The organism is Paraburkholderia sp. GAS199 (assembly GCF_050436585.1).
Lineage (GTDB): Bacteria > Pseudomonadota > Gammaproteobacteria > Burkholderiales > Burkholderiaceae > Paraburkholderia.
The window spans coordinates 138,735-155,462 of record NZ_JBNDMM010000009.1; the positions used below are offsets into that span (position 1 = coordinate 138,735).

At 64.6% G+C, this 16,728-nt stretch carries 23 protein-coding genes; 9 read left to right on the forward strand and 14 right to left on the reverse strand.

Annotation, left to right across the window (positions count from 1 at the left end; all coding sequences use genetic code 11):
* Positions 1-234 precede the first annotated feature (234 nt).
* Positions 235-546, forward strand: coding sequence for a hypothetical protein (locus tag P3T18_RS29815; protein WP_429303548.1), 312 nt, complete (start codon positions 235-237; stop codon positions 544-546).
* A gap of 2 nt (positions 547-548) precedes the next feature.
* Here P3T18_RS29815 and P3T18_RS29820 read toward each other — a convergent pair whose 3' ends face one another.
* Genes P3T18_RS29820 through P3T18_RS29830 form a run of 3 tightly spaced genes read right to left on the reverse strand, consistent with a single transcriptional unit; the run spans position 549 to position 1,421 of the window.
* A complete protein-coding gene (locus P3T18_RS29820) occupies positions 549-689 on the reverse strand; it encodes a DUF2934 domain-containing protein (protein WP_429303549.1) in 141 nt (46 codons plus the stop codon).
* A 52-nt stretch (positions 690-741) separates the two neighbouring features.
* The gene (locus P3T18_RS29825; protein WP_429303550.1) at positions 742-1,101 is read right to left on the reverse strand and encodes a superinfection immunity protein; all 360 of its coding nucleotides are present in this window, start codon (positions 1,099-1,101) and stop codon (positions 742-744) included.
* Positions 1,102-1,145: 44 nt separating this feature from the next.
* A complete protein-coding gene (locus tag P3T18_RS29830) occupies positions 1,146-1,421 on the reverse strand; it encodes a hypothetical protein (protein ID WP_429303551.1) in 276 nt (91 codons plus the stop codon).
* Between the two features lie 202 nt (positions 1,422-1,623).
* Here P3T18_RS29830 and P3T18_RS29835 point away from each other — a divergent pair, with 202 nt between their 5' ends.
* Entirely contained in the window at positions 1,624-1,908 is a 285-nt protein-coding gene (locus P3T18_RS29835; protein ID WP_429303552.1) for a hypothetical protein, read from the forward strand.
* A 4-nt stretch (positions 1,909-1,912) separates the two neighbouring features.
* On the opposite strand, the gene P3T18_RS29840 is transcribed toward P3T18_RS29835, so the two are convergent.
* From P3T18_RS29840 to P3T18_RS29855, 4 genes are all read right to left on the reverse strand, one after another.
* On the reverse strand, positions 1,913-2,572 hold the full coding sequence (locus P3T18_RS29840) for a hypothetical protein (protein WP_429303553.1): 660 nt from the start codon (positions 2,570-2,572) through the stop codon (positions 1,913-1,915).
* Positions 2,573-2,624: 52 nt separating this feature from the next.
* Positions 2,625-2,960: a hypothetical protein gene (locus tag P3T18_RS29845; RefSeq protein WP_429303554.1), complete on the reverse strand. Its 336-nt coding sequence runs from the start codon at positions 2,958-2,960 to the stop codon at positions 2,625-2,627.
* Between the two features lie 136 nt (positions 2,961-3,096).
* A complete protein-coding gene (locus P3T18_RS29850) occupies positions 3,097-5,055 on the reverse strand; it encodes a hypothetical protein (protein WP_429303555.1) in 1,959 nt (652 codons plus the stop codon).
* A gap of 395 nt (positions 5,056-5,450) precedes the next feature.
* Positions 5,451-5,639 carry a glycine zipper 2TM domain-containing protein gene (locus tag P3T18_RS29855; protein ID WP_429303556.1) on the reverse strand — a complete coding sequence of 63 codons (189 nt, stop codon included), beginning with the start codon at positions 5,637-5,639 and terminating at the stop codon, positions 5,451-5,453.
* A 203-nt stretch (positions 5,640-5,842) separates the two neighbouring features.
* Here P3T18_RS29855 and P3T18_RS29860 point away from each other — a divergent pair, with 203 nt between their 5' ends.
* The 4 genes from P3T18_RS29860 to P3T18_RS29875 all read left to right on the forward strand — a co-directional run bounded on the left by P3T18_RS29860 (position 5,843) and on the right by P3T18_RS29875 (position 8,547).
* Positions 5,843-6,193 carry a YciI family protein gene (locus tag P3T18_RS29860; RefSeq protein WP_429303557.1) on the forward strand — a complete coding sequence of 117 codons (351 nt, stop codon included), beginning with the start codon at positions 5,843-5,845 and terminating at the stop codon, positions 6,191-6,193.
* Between the two features lie 149 nt (positions 6,194-6,342).
* Positions 6,343-6,807: a YciI family protein gene (locus P3T18_RS29865; protein ID WP_429303558.1), complete on the forward strand. Its 465-nt coding sequence runs from the start codon at positions 6,343-6,345 to the stop codon at positions 6,805-6,807.
* 53 nt (positions 6,808-6,860) lie between these two features.
* Positions 6,861-7,268: a VOC family protein gene (locus tag P3T18_RS29870; RefSeq protein WP_429303559.1), complete on the forward strand. Its 408-nt coding sequence runs from the start codon at positions 6,861-6,863 to the stop codon at positions 7,266-7,268.
* A gap of 4 nt (positions 7,269-7,272) precedes the next feature.
* Positions 7,273-8,547 carry an RNA polymerase sigma factor gene (locus P3T18_RS29875; RefSeq protein ID WP_429303560.1) on the forward strand — a complete coding sequence of 425 codons (1,275 nt, stop codon included), beginning with the start codon at positions 7,273-7,275 and terminating at the stop codon, positions 8,545-8,547.
* A gap of 56 nt (positions 8,548-8,603) precedes the next feature.
* Here the strand turns inward: P3T18_RS29875 and P3T18_RS29880 are convergent, their stop codons facing one another.
* Both P3T18_RS29880 and P3T18_RS29885 read right to left on the reverse strand, forming a co-directional pair.
* Positions 8,604-9,221 (reverse strand): LysE family translocator, encoded by a 618-nt coding sequence (locus tag P3T18_RS29880; protein WP_429303561.1) that lies wholly within the window; start codon positions 9,219-9,221, stop codon positions 8,604-8,606.
* 44 nt (positions 9,222-9,265) lie between these two features.
* Positions 9,266-9,844, reverse strand: a complete 579-nt coding sequence (locus P3T18_RS29885) for a DUF4337 domain-containing protein (RefSeq protein WP_429303562.1) — start codon at positions 9,842-9,844, stop codon at positions 9,266-9,268.
* 287 nt (positions 9,845-10,131) lie between these two features.
* On the opposite strand from P3T18_RS29885, the gene P3T18_RS29890 reads away from it, so the two are divergent.
* Complete coding sequence (locus P3T18_RS29890) at positions 10,132-11,040, forward strand: alpha/beta fold hydrolase (protein ID WP_429303563.1); 909 nt, start codon at positions 10,132-10,134, stop codon at positions 11,038-11,040.
* 33 nt (positions 11,041-11,073) lie between these two features.
* Here P3T18_RS29890 and P3T18_RS29895 read toward each other — a convergent pair whose 3' ends face one another.
* From P3T18_RS29895 to P3T18_RS29910, 4 genes are all read right to left on the reverse strand, one after another.
* A complete protein-coding gene (locus P3T18_RS29895; protein ID WP_179740064.1) occupies positions 11,074-11,250 on the reverse strand; it encodes a DUF1427 family protein in 177 nt (58 codons plus the stop codon).
* A gap of 52 nt (positions 11,251-11,302) precedes the next feature.
* A complete protein-coding gene (locus P3T18_RS29900) occupies positions 11,303-12,271 on the reverse strand; it encodes a quinone oxidoreductase family protein (RefSeq protein WP_429303564.1) in 969 nt (322 codons plus the stop codon).
* Between the two features lie 149 nt (positions 12,272-12,420).
* Entirely contained in the window at positions 12,421-13,266 is an 846-nt protein-coding gene (locus P3T18_RS29905) for an AraC family transcriptional regulator (protein WP_429303565.1), read from the reverse strand.
* A gap of 71 nt (positions 13,267-13,337) precedes the next feature.
* On the reverse strand, positions 13,338-14,282 hold the full coding sequence (locus P3T18_RS29910; RefSeq protein ID WP_429303566.1) for an AEC family transporter: 945 nt from the start codon (positions 14,280-14,282) through the stop codon (positions 13,338-13,340).
* A 126-nt stretch (positions 14,283-14,408) separates the two neighbouring features.
* On the opposite strand from P3T18_RS29910, the gene P3T18_RS29915 reads away from it, so the two are divergent.
* Positions 14,409-15,275 (forward strand): LysR family transcriptional regulator, encoded by an 867-nt coding sequence (locus P3T18_RS29915; RefSeq protein ID WP_429303567.1) that lies wholly within the window; start codon positions 14,409-14,411, stop codon positions 15,273-15,275.
* A 10-nt stretch (positions 15,276-15,285) separates the two neighbouring features.
* Here P3T18_RS29915 and P3T18_RS29920 read toward each other — a convergent pair whose 3' ends face one another.
* Positions 15,286-15,951, reverse strand: coding sequence for a VC0807 family protein (locus P3T18_RS29920; protein ID WP_429303568.1), 666 nt, complete (start codon positions 15,949-15,951; stop codon positions 15,286-15,288).
* A 192-nt stretch (positions 15,952-16,143) separates the two neighbouring features.
* On the opposite strand from P3T18_RS29920, the gene P3T18_RS29925 reads away from it, so the two are divergent.
* On the forward strand, positions 16,144-16,677 hold the full coding sequence (locus tag P3T18_RS29925; RefSeq protein ID WP_429303569.1) for a GNAT family N-acetyltransferase: 534 nt from the start codon (positions 16,144-16,146) through the stop codon (positions 16,675-16,677).
* The last annotated feature ends 51 nt before the right edge of the window (positions 16,678-16,728 follow it).

Consider the following 16,728-nt stretch of genomic DNA (forward strand, 5'->3'; position numbering starts at 1 on the left):
GAGCAAGTCTCGGCCGGCGTGTTCATCGGTGCCGGACAACGCAGAAAAGAAAATGCCCCTGTCAGGGGCATTTTTCATTGGGACGCGAGTTACTCCATTCCACGCAAAGAGAATCGACCAGAACACAACGCCCGCGAGTGTCGCCTACTGGACGCCCACAAATAGAACCGTTAGTCTGAACGTGCTGGATGACGTTGCCTGGCTTTACCTTAATCACAACAAGGAGCCGACGCCATGAATGTAAGCACCGAAACGCTGGTGGATCTGCTAAAGGAAGTCGAGGCCGACGACCCTATCGATTACGCCGATCTGCCCTTTGGGGAACAGGAACTGCGGCGCCTCGTCATCAGCTCGCTCGTGGAGCGCCATCATCGTGTCGAGTCCGGCGATATGTCGGTGTCCGACATTCACGCGCTTTATCTGCTTAGCACCGCCAAACTCGTACTCGAAAACACCGTGCTCCACGCGCGCCTGCTGCTTCTGCAAGGCCAGCAGGTCGACGTGCAGTCGCTGCTTGCGCCGTTCACGCTCAAAGGTCGATCGTGATGTCAGGAGTGGACCGCGCCCACGCCTAGTTGCTGCCACGCTTTTTCCCAATACTCTTGCGAGCGGCCTTCGGGGCTTCCATCCTGTTCCCAAAGGTAGAACGCGAGCGTCTGGATTTGCTCCTCGGTAACTGGCACTTCCATTTTCAATCTCCACAAATTTACGTGGGACGGAGCATCGCTCCGTCGCCGACAATCAGCCTTTGGCCCGATGACGCATGCTCATATCGATGCGCGCAACGATCGGCACCAGACGCCGGTTCAACATGGGAATCGCGCCGGCCCGGCCTTCCACCCGGGCCACGAGGGCATTGATCGTCGCCCTTGCCGCCCTGCGTTGTGCCCGCTTCGCGAATTGCCTCAAACTGCGGTTGCTCACCGGATGCCGCGCCCAGAACAGCGCGGCGAACCAGCCGATCACCGTCCAGCCGAGCAGGATATTCACCAGCGTCACGACGAACGCATCTTTGCGCTCTCTCGCGTCCGCAATCATGGCGGGAGCGAGATACACGAGCAGCGCGCCAATTCCCGCGGCACCTTCCAGAATCTTCAACATGTCGATTACCTCTTTGCTGCCGCAACCGCCCGATATCCGTTCAATCAGTGACCGTTGTACACGCGGGCAACCGAGTCGTCCGAGTGACGGACGCCGGATTCCGAGGTGGACGACACCACGCCACCGTACGAGCTGTTGACCGAGCCGACCGAGTCGTGACGCTCGGCAGCAACAGTCTGTGCGTTCTGGCCATGCTGCGATGCCGGCGCGCCGACGGAAGGACGGTAGAACGGTGCCGGGCCATAACCGCTTGCGAAGGCAGGAACAGCGAACGACGTGGTAGCTGCAATCAGCAAGGCTGCGATAACTTTGGATTTCATGATCACTCTCCAGCAGGATTTCAGGGGGCGGCGGTAAAGTGGTACGCGCCGCCGACAAGAGTCAGTTTAGGCGTCGCCTATCTTTTTTCTATACCGATAGCGTGAAATCACAATTGCTGCAGACCGAACAATGCTCGCGGCCGCGCCGGCATTGGGCGACAGCCGGCGCCGGAACAACCGTGGAGAAGGGGGAGAACCTGGAATGTCATCACGTATCGACAAATCCTGGCTGGTCTTCGAGAGCATCGAGAACGCCGAGCACGACCGTTGTGTCGACCTCTTCCTGCGAACCGACAACACGTACGGGTTCGAAGAATTCCGGCGCGATGTCGAAGACCGGGGAATCTGGACGCCAGTCCAGTTTTATTCAGGCGTGGTTTTTCCTTCGAGGGAAGACGCCCTGGCTGCCGCGCTCAACGCCGTCGTGTGGCTCGAGGAGAGAGTTCGCGAGGCGCAAGACCGTCCCTCGAAAGCGACGGCCCGGTGAGGCGTCAACGCGTGCCGTCGCGCCTCTTGCGACGATAGACGAATGCGCCGAGCGCAACCGCGACCGCCACGAGCACCAGCCATCCCGCCGACGATCCCGAGCCGCCAGCAGATGGCGCGGCGCTCGAAGCCGACTGCGCGACTTCCGACGCTGACGAGGCCGGCGGGTCGACCGGTTGCGGAAGCGCCACCCCTGCCGCACTGCCCTGACGCACCAGCGACGCCTCGGACGTAGGCGATGCCAGTGCCGCCGACGCCGTGCTACTCATGGAGGCGGCCGCATACGCGTCGGACGTCGGACCCACGGGCGCCAGCGCCGTCGCGGATGCCATCGCCGGTGCCTGTGCCGCGAGACCATTGGCCGCGACGGGTTTCGCCATCGCTTTCCATTGCGCGAACACGGTGTCGATGCAATGGACGTCGGTGCAGGCGTTGCGCGCCTGTCGCCATTGGGCGAGCTGTCCCGCAGACAATTTGCCCGCGCCGAGCATGGCTTGCTGCTGGGCGACGATGTCGTCGTACTCGTTGTTCAGAATGGCGTGATCGCAGATGACGCGCTCGGCGGGTTGACGGGTCGTCGCGCACTGGATGTCGCTTGCTTGCGCGCCGGTCGAAGCCAGCGCCGTGAGACAAAGCAGCATCGGAAAAGTATTTCTGAAACGCACGAGTTCTCCTTTCAACGGGCGTAGTACGTTGGCAACGAAGCAAACGTTGCGCCTAGTCCGCGGAGAAGACCACCGCCGCTTCGTCGCCGATCTGCGTAAAGGTGCGCACGAAACGGTATGTCTCGTCGCCGATCTGCATGTGGTTGGCGCCCGAATTCGTCGATTCGAGTATGGCGTTTGCCATCGAGGTCGCCATCGTGCCGACCTGCTTCAGGTCTTCGGGCAGACCCGAGGGATCGCCGAGATAGACGAGGCAGACGTCTGCGCTGGGTCGCGTCAGCACGACACTCGTCGCACGGTCGAGCGCGCGCTCCAGATACCCGGCAAGGGTCTGCAGCGATGCCTGCGCCGCCCCGGCGTTGTGTTCCACTCCGCTGTCATCTGTCATTTCGACCTCCCGCGCTCTTGGCGGCCGATGGCCGCTATTCCTGTTCGTTGATTGACATCATGACATGCCAAACAGAAAACGCCCCTGCGGGGCGTTTTCTGCTGCGTGCATCGTCCGTGCGATGCGGTCGGCCTGATTAGTCGTTGTACTTCGTGATGTCGAAGAACGATGTTCCGTTGCGGCCGCCGCCCAGTTGCACGAGCCGCGAGCCACCCGCGGTCAGCGCGGGGAACGGGCAGTTCGTGCAGGTCGTCACGCCTTGTGCGTTCACGCCGGAATGAACCGTGGTCTGATACTGGCCGAACGTGGTGTTGTTCGGCGCGCCGACCGAGAAGCCGTCCACTTCCGTGGTCGAACCCGAAGCCGTTCCCGGATACGCCTGAATCTGCACGGATGTCACCGGATACGCGAGATTCTGCGAGTTGATGAGACTCGACCACGTCAGGCTCATCGCATATTGCTCGCCGGCCAGCGAGCCGTTCGGCGTGAGGAATCCGATGGTGCCGGTGTCCATCAGCAGCGAGGGCCACGGCACGGTGCTGCCTGCCGCCGCGCTCAACGGGCTGCCCGGATTCATGATCGACGACTGACCGAGCTGTGCGCCGGTGCTGTCGTAGAAGGTCACGGTGTAGCTCGAATAGAGCGGCACGGTGCTCGCGTCGATCGAGGTGGTCGAGTAGTAGCCGCTCGCTGCCGGCGTGAACGTGGACGACGTGAGCGACTGCCATGACCAGCGATACAGCGACGTGTTGCTGCTGGTGGTGGCGGGCGACACCGGCGGCCCGCTGAGCGCGAGGTCGGACAGACCCAGCGAACTGCTACCCAGCGCATTGCGCCGCGTCAGCCAGATCGAGCCGTTCAGGCCGGGGCCGCTGACCGACGCCGAGTACACCGTCGGATTCGACGCAGTGGGAATCGAAATCGCGAGGCCGGACTCGTAGCGGTTGATGTCGTTCGGACGCGAATCGAGGAACGTGCGGCGCTGGATCTGCGACATGATCGACGCCGCGAATTGCGACTGATTGCCGACGAGGTCCCAGCCGAGTTGCGTGCCGTTCGCCAGCGTGACCGGCGCCGCGAGTTGTTGCGCGATGGTATAGAGCACGCCGCTCGACACGCCGGGAATCGTGAACGGCAGTTGCACGAGCGCCTGCTGTTTGCCATTCTTCGTGAAGAACGCGAGCGTTTTCGGCGAACCGAAAATGGCGCTGGCGAAGTCCGCGTCGGTCGAGCCGTGGCCGACGGCCAGATCGGTCGAGCCGTTGTCGAGGAAGGTGGAATCGATTGCCGGCGAGCACGCTGCGTTCAGCGTGCCGCTTGCGGCGCAGTTGGTCAGCAGCGTGGCGAGCGGTTCGAGGTAGTTGGCGGCGGCCGGCGGCGCGGCGAGTGTCACGCCTTGCACCGTTTTGCTGTTCAACCCGACAGTGGTGCCGGGCGCGGCATTCGACACCAGCAACAAGCCGCCATTTGCCGCCGACACCAGCGAGACCGTATCGATCACGGCGTCCGCGCCCGTGTGATTCGGCGTGAAGGCGTTGCCGATCGGATCGAAGCCGGACATCTGGATGCCGTTCTGCGCGAGGATGCTCGCGAGCATCGTGTCGAGCGTGATGGTGGCGATCTGCACCGAAGGCAGCGTGACTTTAGCGAGCGCCGTGCTCACGGCGAGATCGTTTGGATTGCCGGACGCCGTCAGCATCGCGGTGATCGCGGTGGTCAGCGAAGTCACGTTGACGACGGCGGGCGCGGTGCCCGTCGGCAGTTTGGCGAGCACGGAATAGAGCGGTGCGGAGATGCCGTTGGCGTCGGTGGCGACGATCAGGAACGGCGCGGTCATGCCCTTCACGGAGATCGAGTACGCGCCTTGTGCGTCGGCCGTGGCCGTGGCTTGCGTGCCGGTCGCGTCGATCAGCGTGATGCCGGCGCCTGCCAGCGCGCTGCCGCTCGCCACCGTGCCGCCCACCGCCGTGGCCGTCACGGCCGGCGTGCTGCTCGAACCCGCGCCGGAGCCGCTGTCGCCGCCGCAGCCGCTGAGTTGGATGAAAGCAAACGCCGCGGCGGCCGCCATGCCCGTGCGCGTGAAGGATCGACGCATGAATATCCCCGATGTCTTAATGTGCAATTCGTTTTTTTGCTGGCGATGAATGCCGGTCATTCTGGCTGCTTTATTGCGCTTCGCTCGCACGATGAAACGCGAGGGTAATGATCGGCGCAGTGCGCGCAGCTGGCAGGTCCACAGCGGCTTTCGCGCGTTGGGAGAATACTGCAAAGCCGGGGAGTTGTGTCGTCGCGACGGGTTAGACGTCTGCCTGGCGTGGCGTGTAATCGACGCTTGAATTAATCCCGCTCAGTTCGTGGTAGTGGGTGGATAAAAGCGAGTGGATAAAAGCGAGTCGATAAACGCGCGTTCAATACGCAAAAAAATATGACGGGACCTCGAAGAGAGTCCCGTCATGGTCGACCCGTATCTGTGCGCCGGGCGCGCATGGATTACTTGCCGAGTTCGTGGCCGATCACCCCGCCTGCCACTGCGCCGCCAACCGTCCCGACCGCGCTGTGATTGGTCGCTTCGTTACCGATGACGCCGCCCGCTGCCGCGCCGCCGACGGTGCATCCGGTCGTCAGCGCGAGCAAGGCCAGCGTGATGGCGGCGAGTCCCAAACCAGTTCGATTCCGCATTTTTTTCACCTTCGATTTATGTCGATATCCTGACCAAGCAATCGTCATGCCGCGTTCGTATTACGACTCTCCGTAAGTTGCGCGACTGTGCTGCACGTCAGGGCCGAAACGGGTTTGCGGGGGCGAGGCGCGCTTGCTAGACTGCCTCTCGAAAGCCGTTCGCAAGCGCGTTTTTTTCCTCGTGCGCCACTCATGGAGACACCATGTCCTACATGCTGCTCATCGTCGAACCCCCAAATCAACGCGTCGAACGCGGCGAGACCAAGGGGCGCGAAGTCTACGATCAGATGGTGCGTTTCGCGAACGGTCTGAAGGAGCGCGGCAAACTGCTGGCGGTCGAATCGCTCGCGTCCACCGACGCCGTCCGCGTTCAGGTGCGCGACGGTCAACCGAAGCTGCTCGACGGACCGTTTGCCGAAGCCAAGGAAATGATCGGCGGCTTCTTCCTGCTGAACTGCGAGACGCGCGAAGAAGCCGTGGCGATTGCGCAGGCTTGTCCGGCGGCGTCGTGGTGTACGGTCGAAGTGCGCAAGCTCGGGCCGTGTTTCGAATAGTCCGCTTGCCGATACGTGCCGCAGCCACTTCGGGGTTTTCCCTGGCGGCTGAAAAAAGGTGTCGAGCGGGTGTCGATCGGGCACGGCATCGCGCGTCGTGAGAGTGAGGCTGGCAAAGTCGCCGCTCATTACCACCGGGAGTCAGCGCGATGCGATTCATGATCATAGTCAAGGCAACGGCGGTCAGCGAAGCCGGTGTTCCGCCGGAACCAGCGCTGTTCGATGCAATGGACGCCTATCACGACGACCTTGCTAGGGCCGGCGTGCTGCTCGACGCAACCGGACTGCAACCGAGCGCGAAGGGCTGGCGCATTCGCTTCAGCGGCGGCAAGCGCACCGTGATCGACGGACCGTTTGCCGAGCCTCGCAATCTGATTGCAGGCTACACGCTGATCCAGGTGCGTTCGCGTGAAGAAGCGATGGAGTGGGCGCGGCGGTTTCCTTCACCGTTCGGCGAAGCCGCCGAGGGCGAAATCGAAGTGCGTCAGTTGCTCGAACCCGAGGACTTCCCGCCTGCCTCCGACACGGCGCACACCCGCGATGCAAGTGAGGCGAACGACGCGAACGACGCGAACGATGCGAACGATGCGACTGCGCCGCGCCGCGCCGATTGAGCCCGCCGCCGCGCACAGCCTACGCAACTCGCCCTTCGAAAACGGACTTCATCATGCACAAGCAGATTTACGTCAATCTCGCCGTGAGCGATCTCGAACGCTCGAAGGCATTCTTCAACGCGCTCGGTTTCAGCTTCGACGCGCAGTTCACCAACGACAAGGCCGCCTGCCTCGTGCTCGGCGACAACCTCTACGCCATGCTGCTGGTCAAGGATCTCTTCCGGTCGTTCACGCGCAAACCGCTGTGCAACCCGCAGGAGAGTACCGAGGTGCTGGTGGGGCTGTCGTGCGAAAGCCGTGGCGAAGTGGACGCGCTGGTCGCGAAAGCGCTGGCCGCCGGCGGCAGCGTGCCGCGCGCGCCGCAAGACTACGGGTTCATGTACGGCCACGGCTTCGAGGATATCGACGGACACATCTGGGAGCTGATCCACATGGACACGAACGCCAGAGCGGCGAGCTGACGCCGTGACGATACCGGCCACTCACCGTGCCATCGAAGCCGTCTGGCGGATCGAGTCCGCCAAGGTCATCGCTCACGTCGCGCGGATCGTGCGCGACGTGGGGCTCGCCGAGGAGCTTGCTCAAGACGCGCTCGTCGCGGCGCTCGAACATTGGCCGGACGCGGGTGTGCCCGACAACCCGGGGGCATGGCTGATGGCGACCGCCAAAAACCGCGCGCTCGACCGCCTGCGGCAGGAAGCGCTGCATGCGCGCAAGCGCGAAGAACTCGGTCACGATCTCGATGCACGGGAGGCGCACCTCGTACCGGATTTCGTCGACGGTCTCGACGCCGCGCGTGCCGACGATATCGGCGACGATCTGCTGCGTCTCGTGTTCACGGCCTGTCATCCCGTGCTCTCCACGGATGCGCGAGTCGCGCTGACCTTGCGTCTGCTCGGCGGTCTCACCACCGAAGAAATCGCGCGTGCCTTTCTCGTGCCCGAGCCGACCATCGCGCAACGTATCGTGCGGGCGAAACGCACGCTGTCGGCGGCCAAGGTGCCGTTCGAAGTGCCGCAGGCGGACGCGCGCGCGGCGCGGCTGGCGTCGGTGCTGCAGGTGATCTATCTGATTTTCAACGAAGGCTATTCGGCCACCGGCGGCGACGACTGGATGCGTCCCGCGCTGTGCGAGGAAGCGCTGCGGCTGGGGCGTGTGTTGTCGGGTCTGGTGCCGGACGAAAGCGAGGTCCACGGACTCGTCGCGCTGATGGAGATTCAGGCTTCGCGCACCCGCGCGCGCACCGACGCGCAGGGACGCCCCGTGCTGTTGCTCGACCAGGATCGCAGCCGTTGGGACCCGCTGCTGATTCGTCGCGGACTGGCGGCGCTGGCCAGCGCGCAGGCGCTCGGCGGCGCGAGCGGGCCCTATGCGCTGCAGGCTGCGCTGGCCGCGTGTCACGCGCGGGCTCGTCGCGCCGAAGACACCGATTGGGCGCAGATCGTGGCGTTCTACGACGTGCTGGCGCAGGTCGCGCCGTCGCCGGTCGTGGCGTTGAATCGGGCCGTGGCGGTGGGCATGGCGTTCGGGCCGGCGGCCGGGCTGGAGATTGTCGACGGACTCGCCGCCGATGCCGCGCTTGCGCACTACCACTGGCTGCCGAGCGTGCGCGGCGACCTGCTCGCAAAACTCGGCCGCGTGGAGGAAGCGCGCGCGGAGTTCGAGCGCGCCGCGAACATGACGCGCAATGCGCGCGAACGCGAGTTACTGCTGGAGCGAGCGCAGGGTCTGCCAGGCTGAAGGCGCGCGCCTGGCTAGCTCGCCTGACTATGCCGCGAACGCGTCGTCGAACCGGTCTAGCGGATCAATTGCCGCACGCCGAGCGCGACGATCAGACCGCCGCACAAGCGGTCGATCCACGCCTTGCGACGCCGGTAGCCGATGGCAATGCGCGCGTGCGACAGTGTGAGCGCCACGAAGCTGTACCAGCCGCCCGCCACCACGCACACCATGCCGAGCATCGCGACAAACGTGCCCACGCCCACATGCGCGGGCGCCGCCGACGAAAACACCGCGGCGAAAAACGCCATCGACTTCGGATTCGCAATGTTGGTCGCGAAGCCTTGCGCGAACGACTGACGGAAACCGCCCGCGACAGGTCGTCCGGCCTGCATCGGTTTGCCTGCCGACGCGTTGACGATCAAGCGTCCGCCGAACCAGATCAGGTAGCCCGCACCGGCCACCCTGACGGCGAGCGCGAGCCACGGAAACGCGGCGAACACGATACCCACGCCGAGAATTGCGCAACTCGCCCAGAACAGATTGACCAGCACGATGCCCGCCACCACGGCGAGTGCTTCGACGCGTGTGGCCGATGCCGCCTTGTGCGCGACCGCGACGAAGTTCGGCCCCGGAATCACCACGCCGGCCACGTACACAGAAAACACACCTAAAACCGCTGCACCATCGACCACACTTCACTCCTGAAACTTGCCCTACTCACTCGACTGCCCCGGCGTCAGGCCGAGAAAAACGCCACCGCGCCCGTCACGACACCAGCGGCCGCCACCACGAACGACAGATTGCGCAGCCACTTCTTGCGCGTGAGCAAGGTGATCGCGCTCAGCGCAATCGCCACCTGGATCAACGTGGTTGCCTGCGCCCAGCGGTGATGGCCGTGCAGCAGTTCTTCGCTCTTCGCGTCCGCGTCCACCACTTCTTTTTCGATCGCTTCGGCTTTCGCGCGGATCGGTTCCTTCTGCTGCTTGTACTTGTCGACGTCGGCGGCGAACTTGGCGTGCGCGTCTGCGTTACTCGCCGACAAGGCCGCGCCGAGTTCGGCCAGGTTCTGCTTTTCGCCCTTCGCCTGGTAATAATTCCATTGATTCGATGCTTCGGTTTTCTTGATGGCCGCCTCGTTCTTGTAGTACAGCGCGAGGTTTTCGCTATTGCCGCTTTGATACGCGCACAGCGCGCCGATGGTCGCGAGAATCGCCGTCATCACGGCCATGCGGCTCGCGAAGGGGTCCGCGTCGTGGTGACCGGCGTGCTCGACGGCATGGTCGTGCAGACCATGCACTTCATATTCTTCAGACATCCGTTTCTCCGAGGCGATGCTTTTCTTATGAGGCCCGCGCCACGCGGTGTAACCGGCGTGCGGGACTGGCGGCCTCAATCTTATCGTGTGACGCGCACCGGCGGAAAAGGGCGTGCGACGACGGCCACGCGAGACAGCATCTTTTTGTAACCTTCAAAAATAAATTTGACAAGTTACTTGGTCGGGCTATTCTGTAACCGTAAATTGAGTTTTTTAAAGGTTTCTCGTCCAGCGAATTTCACGGACCGGCAGCCGCGCCGGTCCTCATACCCTTCGTGGAGCACGCCATGCCGAATTCGTCGCCGTCCCCAGCCGCTTTACCCGTCATCCCGCGCGTCGCCTACAAGCGTGTCGAAGTCGACGGCGTCGAGGTGTTCTATCGGGAAGCCGGTCCCGCCGATGCGCCTGTGCTGTTGCTGCTGCACGGTTATCCGGCGTCGTCGCATATGTTTCGCGAGCTGATGCCGCGCCTGGCGACGCGGTATCGCGTGATCGCGCCGGATCTACCCGGCTTCGGTTTTACGCGCGTGCCGCCGGAGCGCCGTTACACCTACACGTTCGACGGACTTGCGCAAACGGCGGTGGCCTTCGTCGATGCGTTGAAGCTGGAGCGTTACGCGCTGTACGTGTTCGACTATGGCGCGCCGGTCGGCTTTCGGCTGGCGCTCGCGCATCCGGAGCGCGTCACGGCGCTCGTGTCGCAAAACGGCAATGCCTATGAAGAGGGTCTGGGCGACGCGTGGGATCCGATTCGCGCGTACTGGGCCGACCCGACGCCGGAGAACCGTCAGGTGATTCACGACGCCGTGCTGAACCTGGACGGCACGCGTTGGCAATACACGCACGGTGTGCCGAATCCGGACGATGTGGCGCCGGAGTCCTACACGCTCGACACGTTTCTGTTCGAACGGCCGGGCGGCAAGGAAATCCAGCTTGATCTCGTGCTCGACTACGCGTCGAACCTGAAACTTTATCCCGCGTTTCAGGCATTTTTCCGCGAGTTCAGGCCGCCCACTCTGGCGATCTGGGGCAAGCACGATCCGTTCTTCATTCCGCCGGGCGCGCTCGCCTATCGACGCGACAACCCGGACGCGATTGTCGAGTTGCTCGACACGGGACACTTCGCGCTGGAGACGCACGTCGATGAAATCGCCGTGGCGATCGACCGTCTGCTGAGTGGAGTCGCGGCGCGCTAGAAGCCGGCGGTTCGCAGTCAGTCGGCGAGTGAATCAGTGAATGCCGGCCGCGAGCCACGTCCGCACGAAGGGAATGACGTGCTCGCCGGCCAGCATGCCGAGCAGTCCGACCAGCGCCACGGTGGGCGGCGCCGGCGACTTCACCTGCATCACGCTGTAGATCAGGCCGACCACCACGCCGGCCACGAGCGAAATCAAATACGCTTTCATGTTCGTCTGTGCCTGGTTGCAGCGCGGGCAACCATGTGCCCGCGCCGCGTGTTCATTGCATGGTGATGACGACCCGGCCACGCGTGCCGGCCGCTACCGCTTCATAGGCCTCACGCGCGCGCTCGAGCGTGAAGGTCTGCGCGATGGCCGGCGCCTGCAATTTGCCGCTCTCGAAGCCTTCCACCAGCGCGCTCATCAAGGGCGCCGATTCCGCGACGCCGAGCTTGGCGCTATCCACCCCGAGGAGTTGCGTCTCGTTGTGATAAAAGTCGATCAGATCGAATTCGACACGGCGTTTGCCCGTGCCGCTGATTTCGAGTACGCGGCCCCGGCGCTTGACCAGACTCAGCGCGGTTTCGAATGCCACGCCGCCGACGCTGTCGTACACCACGTCCACGCCTGCGCCGTCCGTGAGCGCGCGGACTGCCTGCGTCGCGTTGTCGTCGAACGGGACGTAGTGATCGACGAGCTTGCCGGCAGGCGATTCCGCCGACAGCGGATGACGGTCCACCGCGATCACACGCGCGCCGCGCGCCTTCGCGATCTGCACCACCGCGCCACCTACACCACCGCCCGCGCCGATCACGGCGATGGTCTCGCCCGCCTGCAGATGCGCATACTCCATCGTTCCCAGCCACGCGACCACAAAGTTCACGCCGATCGCCGATGCTTCGGCATGGCTGAGCGTCGAAGGCTTGCGCGACAGCGCGGCGAGCGGAACCTTGATGAACTCGGCATGCGTGCCATCGCGCGTGAAGCCGATGTCGCCGCCGGTGCCCCACACTTCGGCGCCGAGCCATTCCTGCGGGCCGCCCACCACCACGCCGCTGAAGTCGCGGCCCGGCGTGCGCGGCAACTCGGTGTGCTCGAAATGGCCGGAGACGTTCTTGACGTCGCTCGGATTGACCGAGGCGGCCATGACGCGCACCACGGCGTTGTCCGCGTCGGCTTGCGGTTGCGGCAGGTCGACGTGTTCGAGCACGTCCGGGCTGCCGAAGCTTTTGAACTGGATCGCTTTCATCGCGTATTGCTCCTGTTGAACTGGCGCGGCCATCGGGTTGGCCAGCGAATGATGCGTAGTCTAATTGGCCGGTGTGAAGGTGTCAGGACAGATGCTTTCGAATATCGGACAAGCATGAGGGATGCGGACGGCGCCAGGCCCGGCGTCGTCTAGCGGGTGTTCGCTGCCGCGCCGGCGTCGGCGTTGTTCGCTTCTGAGCGGTTGGTCGCGCTTTCGCCGAGGGTGGCGCGCGGATCGAAGGCGGTGGGCGGCGCGCCCAGTTCGCGCCGGAACATGTCGCTGAAACTGCTCGGCTGAAAACCGAGCGACCGCGCAATGCTGCTGACCGGCCGCCCTTCGGCGAGCCACGACACGGCGACCGCCAGTTGCACCTGGCGTCGCCATTCCGCGAAGCCCACGCCGAGTTCGCGCGTGAAAAGCCGCGCGAGCGTCCGCACGCTTGCGCCGACCGAGGCCGCATGCTGTTCGAAGCTGACCGTGAGCGACGGGTTGTCGATCACGGCGCGGCACAGGGCGTCGAGCCGCCGGTCCGACGCGTCGGGCAGCGCGATCCGCAAGGACGAGCGCGGCGCGTGTCCCAGTTCCAGCATTGCGAGACGGTAGGCGGCTTCGAGATAGACGCCGTCGCGCGCCTGGGTCTGTTCATGCTCTGCAATCGACGTAATCAGTTCGCGCAGCAAGCCGTTGATCTCGAACACGTCGCTGCGGCGGCTCAGATGACCGGCGTTGCGTTCGTGCAGATACAGGTTGCGCATGTCCACGTCGCTCATCATGTGGATCGAGTGGACCGTGCCGGCGGGCAGCCAGACCGCGCGCTGCGGCGGCACGACCAGTGCTTCGCGGCCGACCTCCACCCACATCACGCCCGACACCGCATAGAGCACCTGCGCCCAGGTGTGCGAATGCGGATCGATGCGCAGACCGCGCGGGTAATGGCGCGCGAGCGAGCGGGCGTCGGCGTCGTCGTCGAGTCGGGGAGGGCGGGCTTGGGGCACGGCGGTTCAGGTTCGCGCAAGGTTCATCGCGGACCGGACGGGTCCGCTGACGAAGCATAGCGCGAGGCGTTTCAGGTGTGGTGGCCGAGCACCAGCAGCAGCAAGGACAGCGTCACGACGGACCCGACGGTGGACAGCAGAATGGTGCGCGACGTGATGTGCGCTTCGCGCTCGTAGAACTCCGCGAGCATGAACGGGCCGGTGCCGGTCGGCAGCGCGGCCAGCACCACGGCCATTTCCACCAGCGCCGGCGAGAGCCCGAACACGCGGGCCGCCAGCCACCATGTCAGCGCCGGTTGCACCAGCAACTTGACGCCCGTCAGCAGCAAGGCGACGCGCGGCGCACCCGCGTCGGACGGCCGCTTTTCGGCGAGAAACAGACCGAGGCTCACCAGCGCGCACGGACTCGCGGCGCCGCTCAGCAGCTTGAGAAAGGTCTCGGCGCTGGCCGGCAACGGCACGTGCAGACTGGCGTACAGCACGCCCGCAATCGGCGAGACGATCAGCGGATTGCGCGCCAGCGAGCGCAGCACTTTCAGACCGAGCTTGTGCGGCGCGCGCTCGGTTTGCAGACCGATTTCGATCAGCACGATCGCGAAGGCGAACAGCACGCACGCGACGAGAATCGTGGCGATGGTGGTCGGCGTCAGGCTGGCGGGGCCGAAGGCGATCAGCCCCAGCGGGAAGCCGATATAGCCGGTGTTGGGATACGACGCCGCGATGGCGTCGACGCTGGCGTCCGCGAGATGACGGCCGCTCATGAGCCGCATGATGAGGATCAGCGCGAATACGGCGGCGCAGGCAATCGAGAACGTCGCGACGAAGGCCGGCTGATACAACTGCTGCCACGTGGCTCTCGCCATGGTGTCGAACAGCAGCGCCGGCAGCGCCAGCCATACCACGAAGCGATTCAGTTCCGAGGCGGAGTTCGGCCCCAGCACGCCGCGTCGCCGACACGCGAAGCCGGCAAAAATCAGAGCGAAAACGGGAAGCAGAATCTCGAGGGTGGCTAACATCGGCGCAATCGAATGGAGCGGAAAAATGGCGATCCGCCAGCGTAGAGGTTGGCGTTGATACAATCCAATACTGTTTTTCGCGGTTGTTAATACCTTTTTTGCATCGTCAATCCGGGCGGGTTCATCGTGATCGATATCAAGCCACTGCGGTATTTCGTGACGCTCGCCGAAACGCGCCATTTCGGCCGGGCCGCGGCGCGCCTGAATCTGTCGCAGCCGCCTTTGAGCCGGCAACTCGCGGCGCTGGAGGCGAACGTCGGCGTCACGCTGATCGAACGCAGTCCGCGCAGTGTCACGTTGACGGCGGCGGGCGAGCGTTTCTACGCCGACGCGAAAGCGATTCTCGCGTCGGTCGAGCAGGCGGTCAGCAATGCGCAGGCGGCGGCGTCCGGCGAGGCGGGCAAGCTCGCCATCGGCTTTACCATGTGCGCGGCGTACAACGTCGTGCCGGGCTACGCGCGCGCGTTCGGCGCCGCTTATCCCGAGGTCGCGCTGAATCTGCGGGAAGTCGTGTCGAACGATCTCGCGGCGCAATTGCTGGCAGGTCAGATCGACGCCGCCATCATGTTCCCGAACGTGCCGGACAAAAGTCTCGCCACGCGCACGATTCTGAGCGAACCCTTGTGCGTCGCGTTATCGCGTAGTCATCCGCGCGCCCGCGCCAGGCGGCTCGGCATCGCGCAACTGGCGGGCGAGCCGTTCGTGCTCGCGTCCGAGGAAGTCGCGCCCACCTTGCGCGCCACCATTCTCGAGCACTGCCGCTCGGGCGGTTTCGTGCCGGACATCCGTTTCGAAGTGCAGTTGCAGCAGACCGTGCTGAGTCTCGTCGACGAAGGCGTGGGCGTGGCGCTCGTACCGGCTTCGATGCGCAAGGCACAGATGGCCGGCGTGGTGTTCCGGCCGCTGGTGGATGCGCCGCTGATCGAGCAGGTGCTGGCGTGGTCGCCGGCCAATCGCAATCCGTGCCTGGCGCGTTTTCTCGAACTGGCGTGACGGCCGTGCTTCAGGAGCGCGCGAGGCCTGGGTCCGCGGACGGCGCGGTGTCGGCGGGATAGCGCAAGGCGTCCTGTTTGATGCGGCGGCGGCACCAGAACGTCCACACGGTTAGCGCCGCATAGACGCCGTAACGCAGCGCCTCGGAAGCGAGCACCGCGTGCGTATCGTTCGGCCAGCGCCAGACGATGAAACTGCGCAGCATGTTCTCGCCCGTCAAACCGAGTCCCCAGACGAGCGTCATCAAACGGATCGCGTTGGCGAGAAACGGACGCTCGCGCCAATGCCGCTCGAAGGCGTCGGCGCTGCGATGATCTTCGCGCGACATGGTGGAGCGGGCGAGATAAAACACCAGCGGTCGCTGCAAGATCAGCGAGACGAGAAACGCCACGCCGACCATGCCGGAGACCATCGGTTCTTCCACGGCGCCGATCAGCCGGTCGCCGCCCGCGGCCACGGCGGCGAGCGAGAGCAGAATGCCGACCAGCACGAGCGCGCTGAGCGCGTCGAAATGACGATAGCGCAGCAGGTCCCAACTCATCCACGCAACCAGCGGCAGCGCCGACGCGGCCAATGCACCCGCATGTCCCCAATGCGGAAACGCGGCGCGATAGGCGAGCCACGGCAGGGCGACGTTCACGAGCAGCGCGGCGAGATAGCGCGGGCGAGGTTTCATGAGCGGAGCGACGGTGGGCGAAAGGCCGAAGCGCGATTCACGAAGTGTAGATCAAGGCGGCCGTCACGCCAGGCGTTTGCGCCGAGTTGGCGCCGAGTTGGCCCGGCCGCTTTTTGTCGACGGGCGCCGTGTGGTCGAAAATCTGCCATGATCGAACGCAGGCTTGTCCGATCCACGTCCTTCACTTCACTCATGCCCAGCGCCACGACTCTGACCACCGACCGCCTCGTCATGCGTCCGCACACCATGAACGATTTTCTCGACAGTTACGCGATGTGGTCCGATCCGGAGGTGATCCGCTATATCGGCGGACATCCGTTCACGCGCGAGGAAGTCTGGGCGCGTCTGCTGCGTTACGCCGGTCATTGGGCGATGCTCGGCTACGGCTACTGGGTGGTGCGTGAAAAGGACAGCGGCCGTTTTCTCGGCGAGGTCGGCTTTGCCGACTATCACCGGGAAATCGAGCCTTCCTTGCTGGGCACGCCCGAGATCGGCTGGGCGCTCGACCCCGCTGTGCACGGCCGTGGCTATGCAACCGAGGCCGTGCGCGCGGCATTGCGTTGGGCCGACGCGCAGTGGCCGGACGGCGAGACCGCCTGCATCGTCGCGCCGGAGAATCTGCCGTCGCTACGCGTCGCGCACAAATGCGGTTATCGCGAGCGCTATCGCACCACGTACAAGGCCAAGCCGACCATCGTGCTGGGCCGCGCGGCGCAGGCCGTCTGAAGCCCAGTTACGCCTACGCGCGCACGCACCTGTGCGCGAAATCGCGCTGCG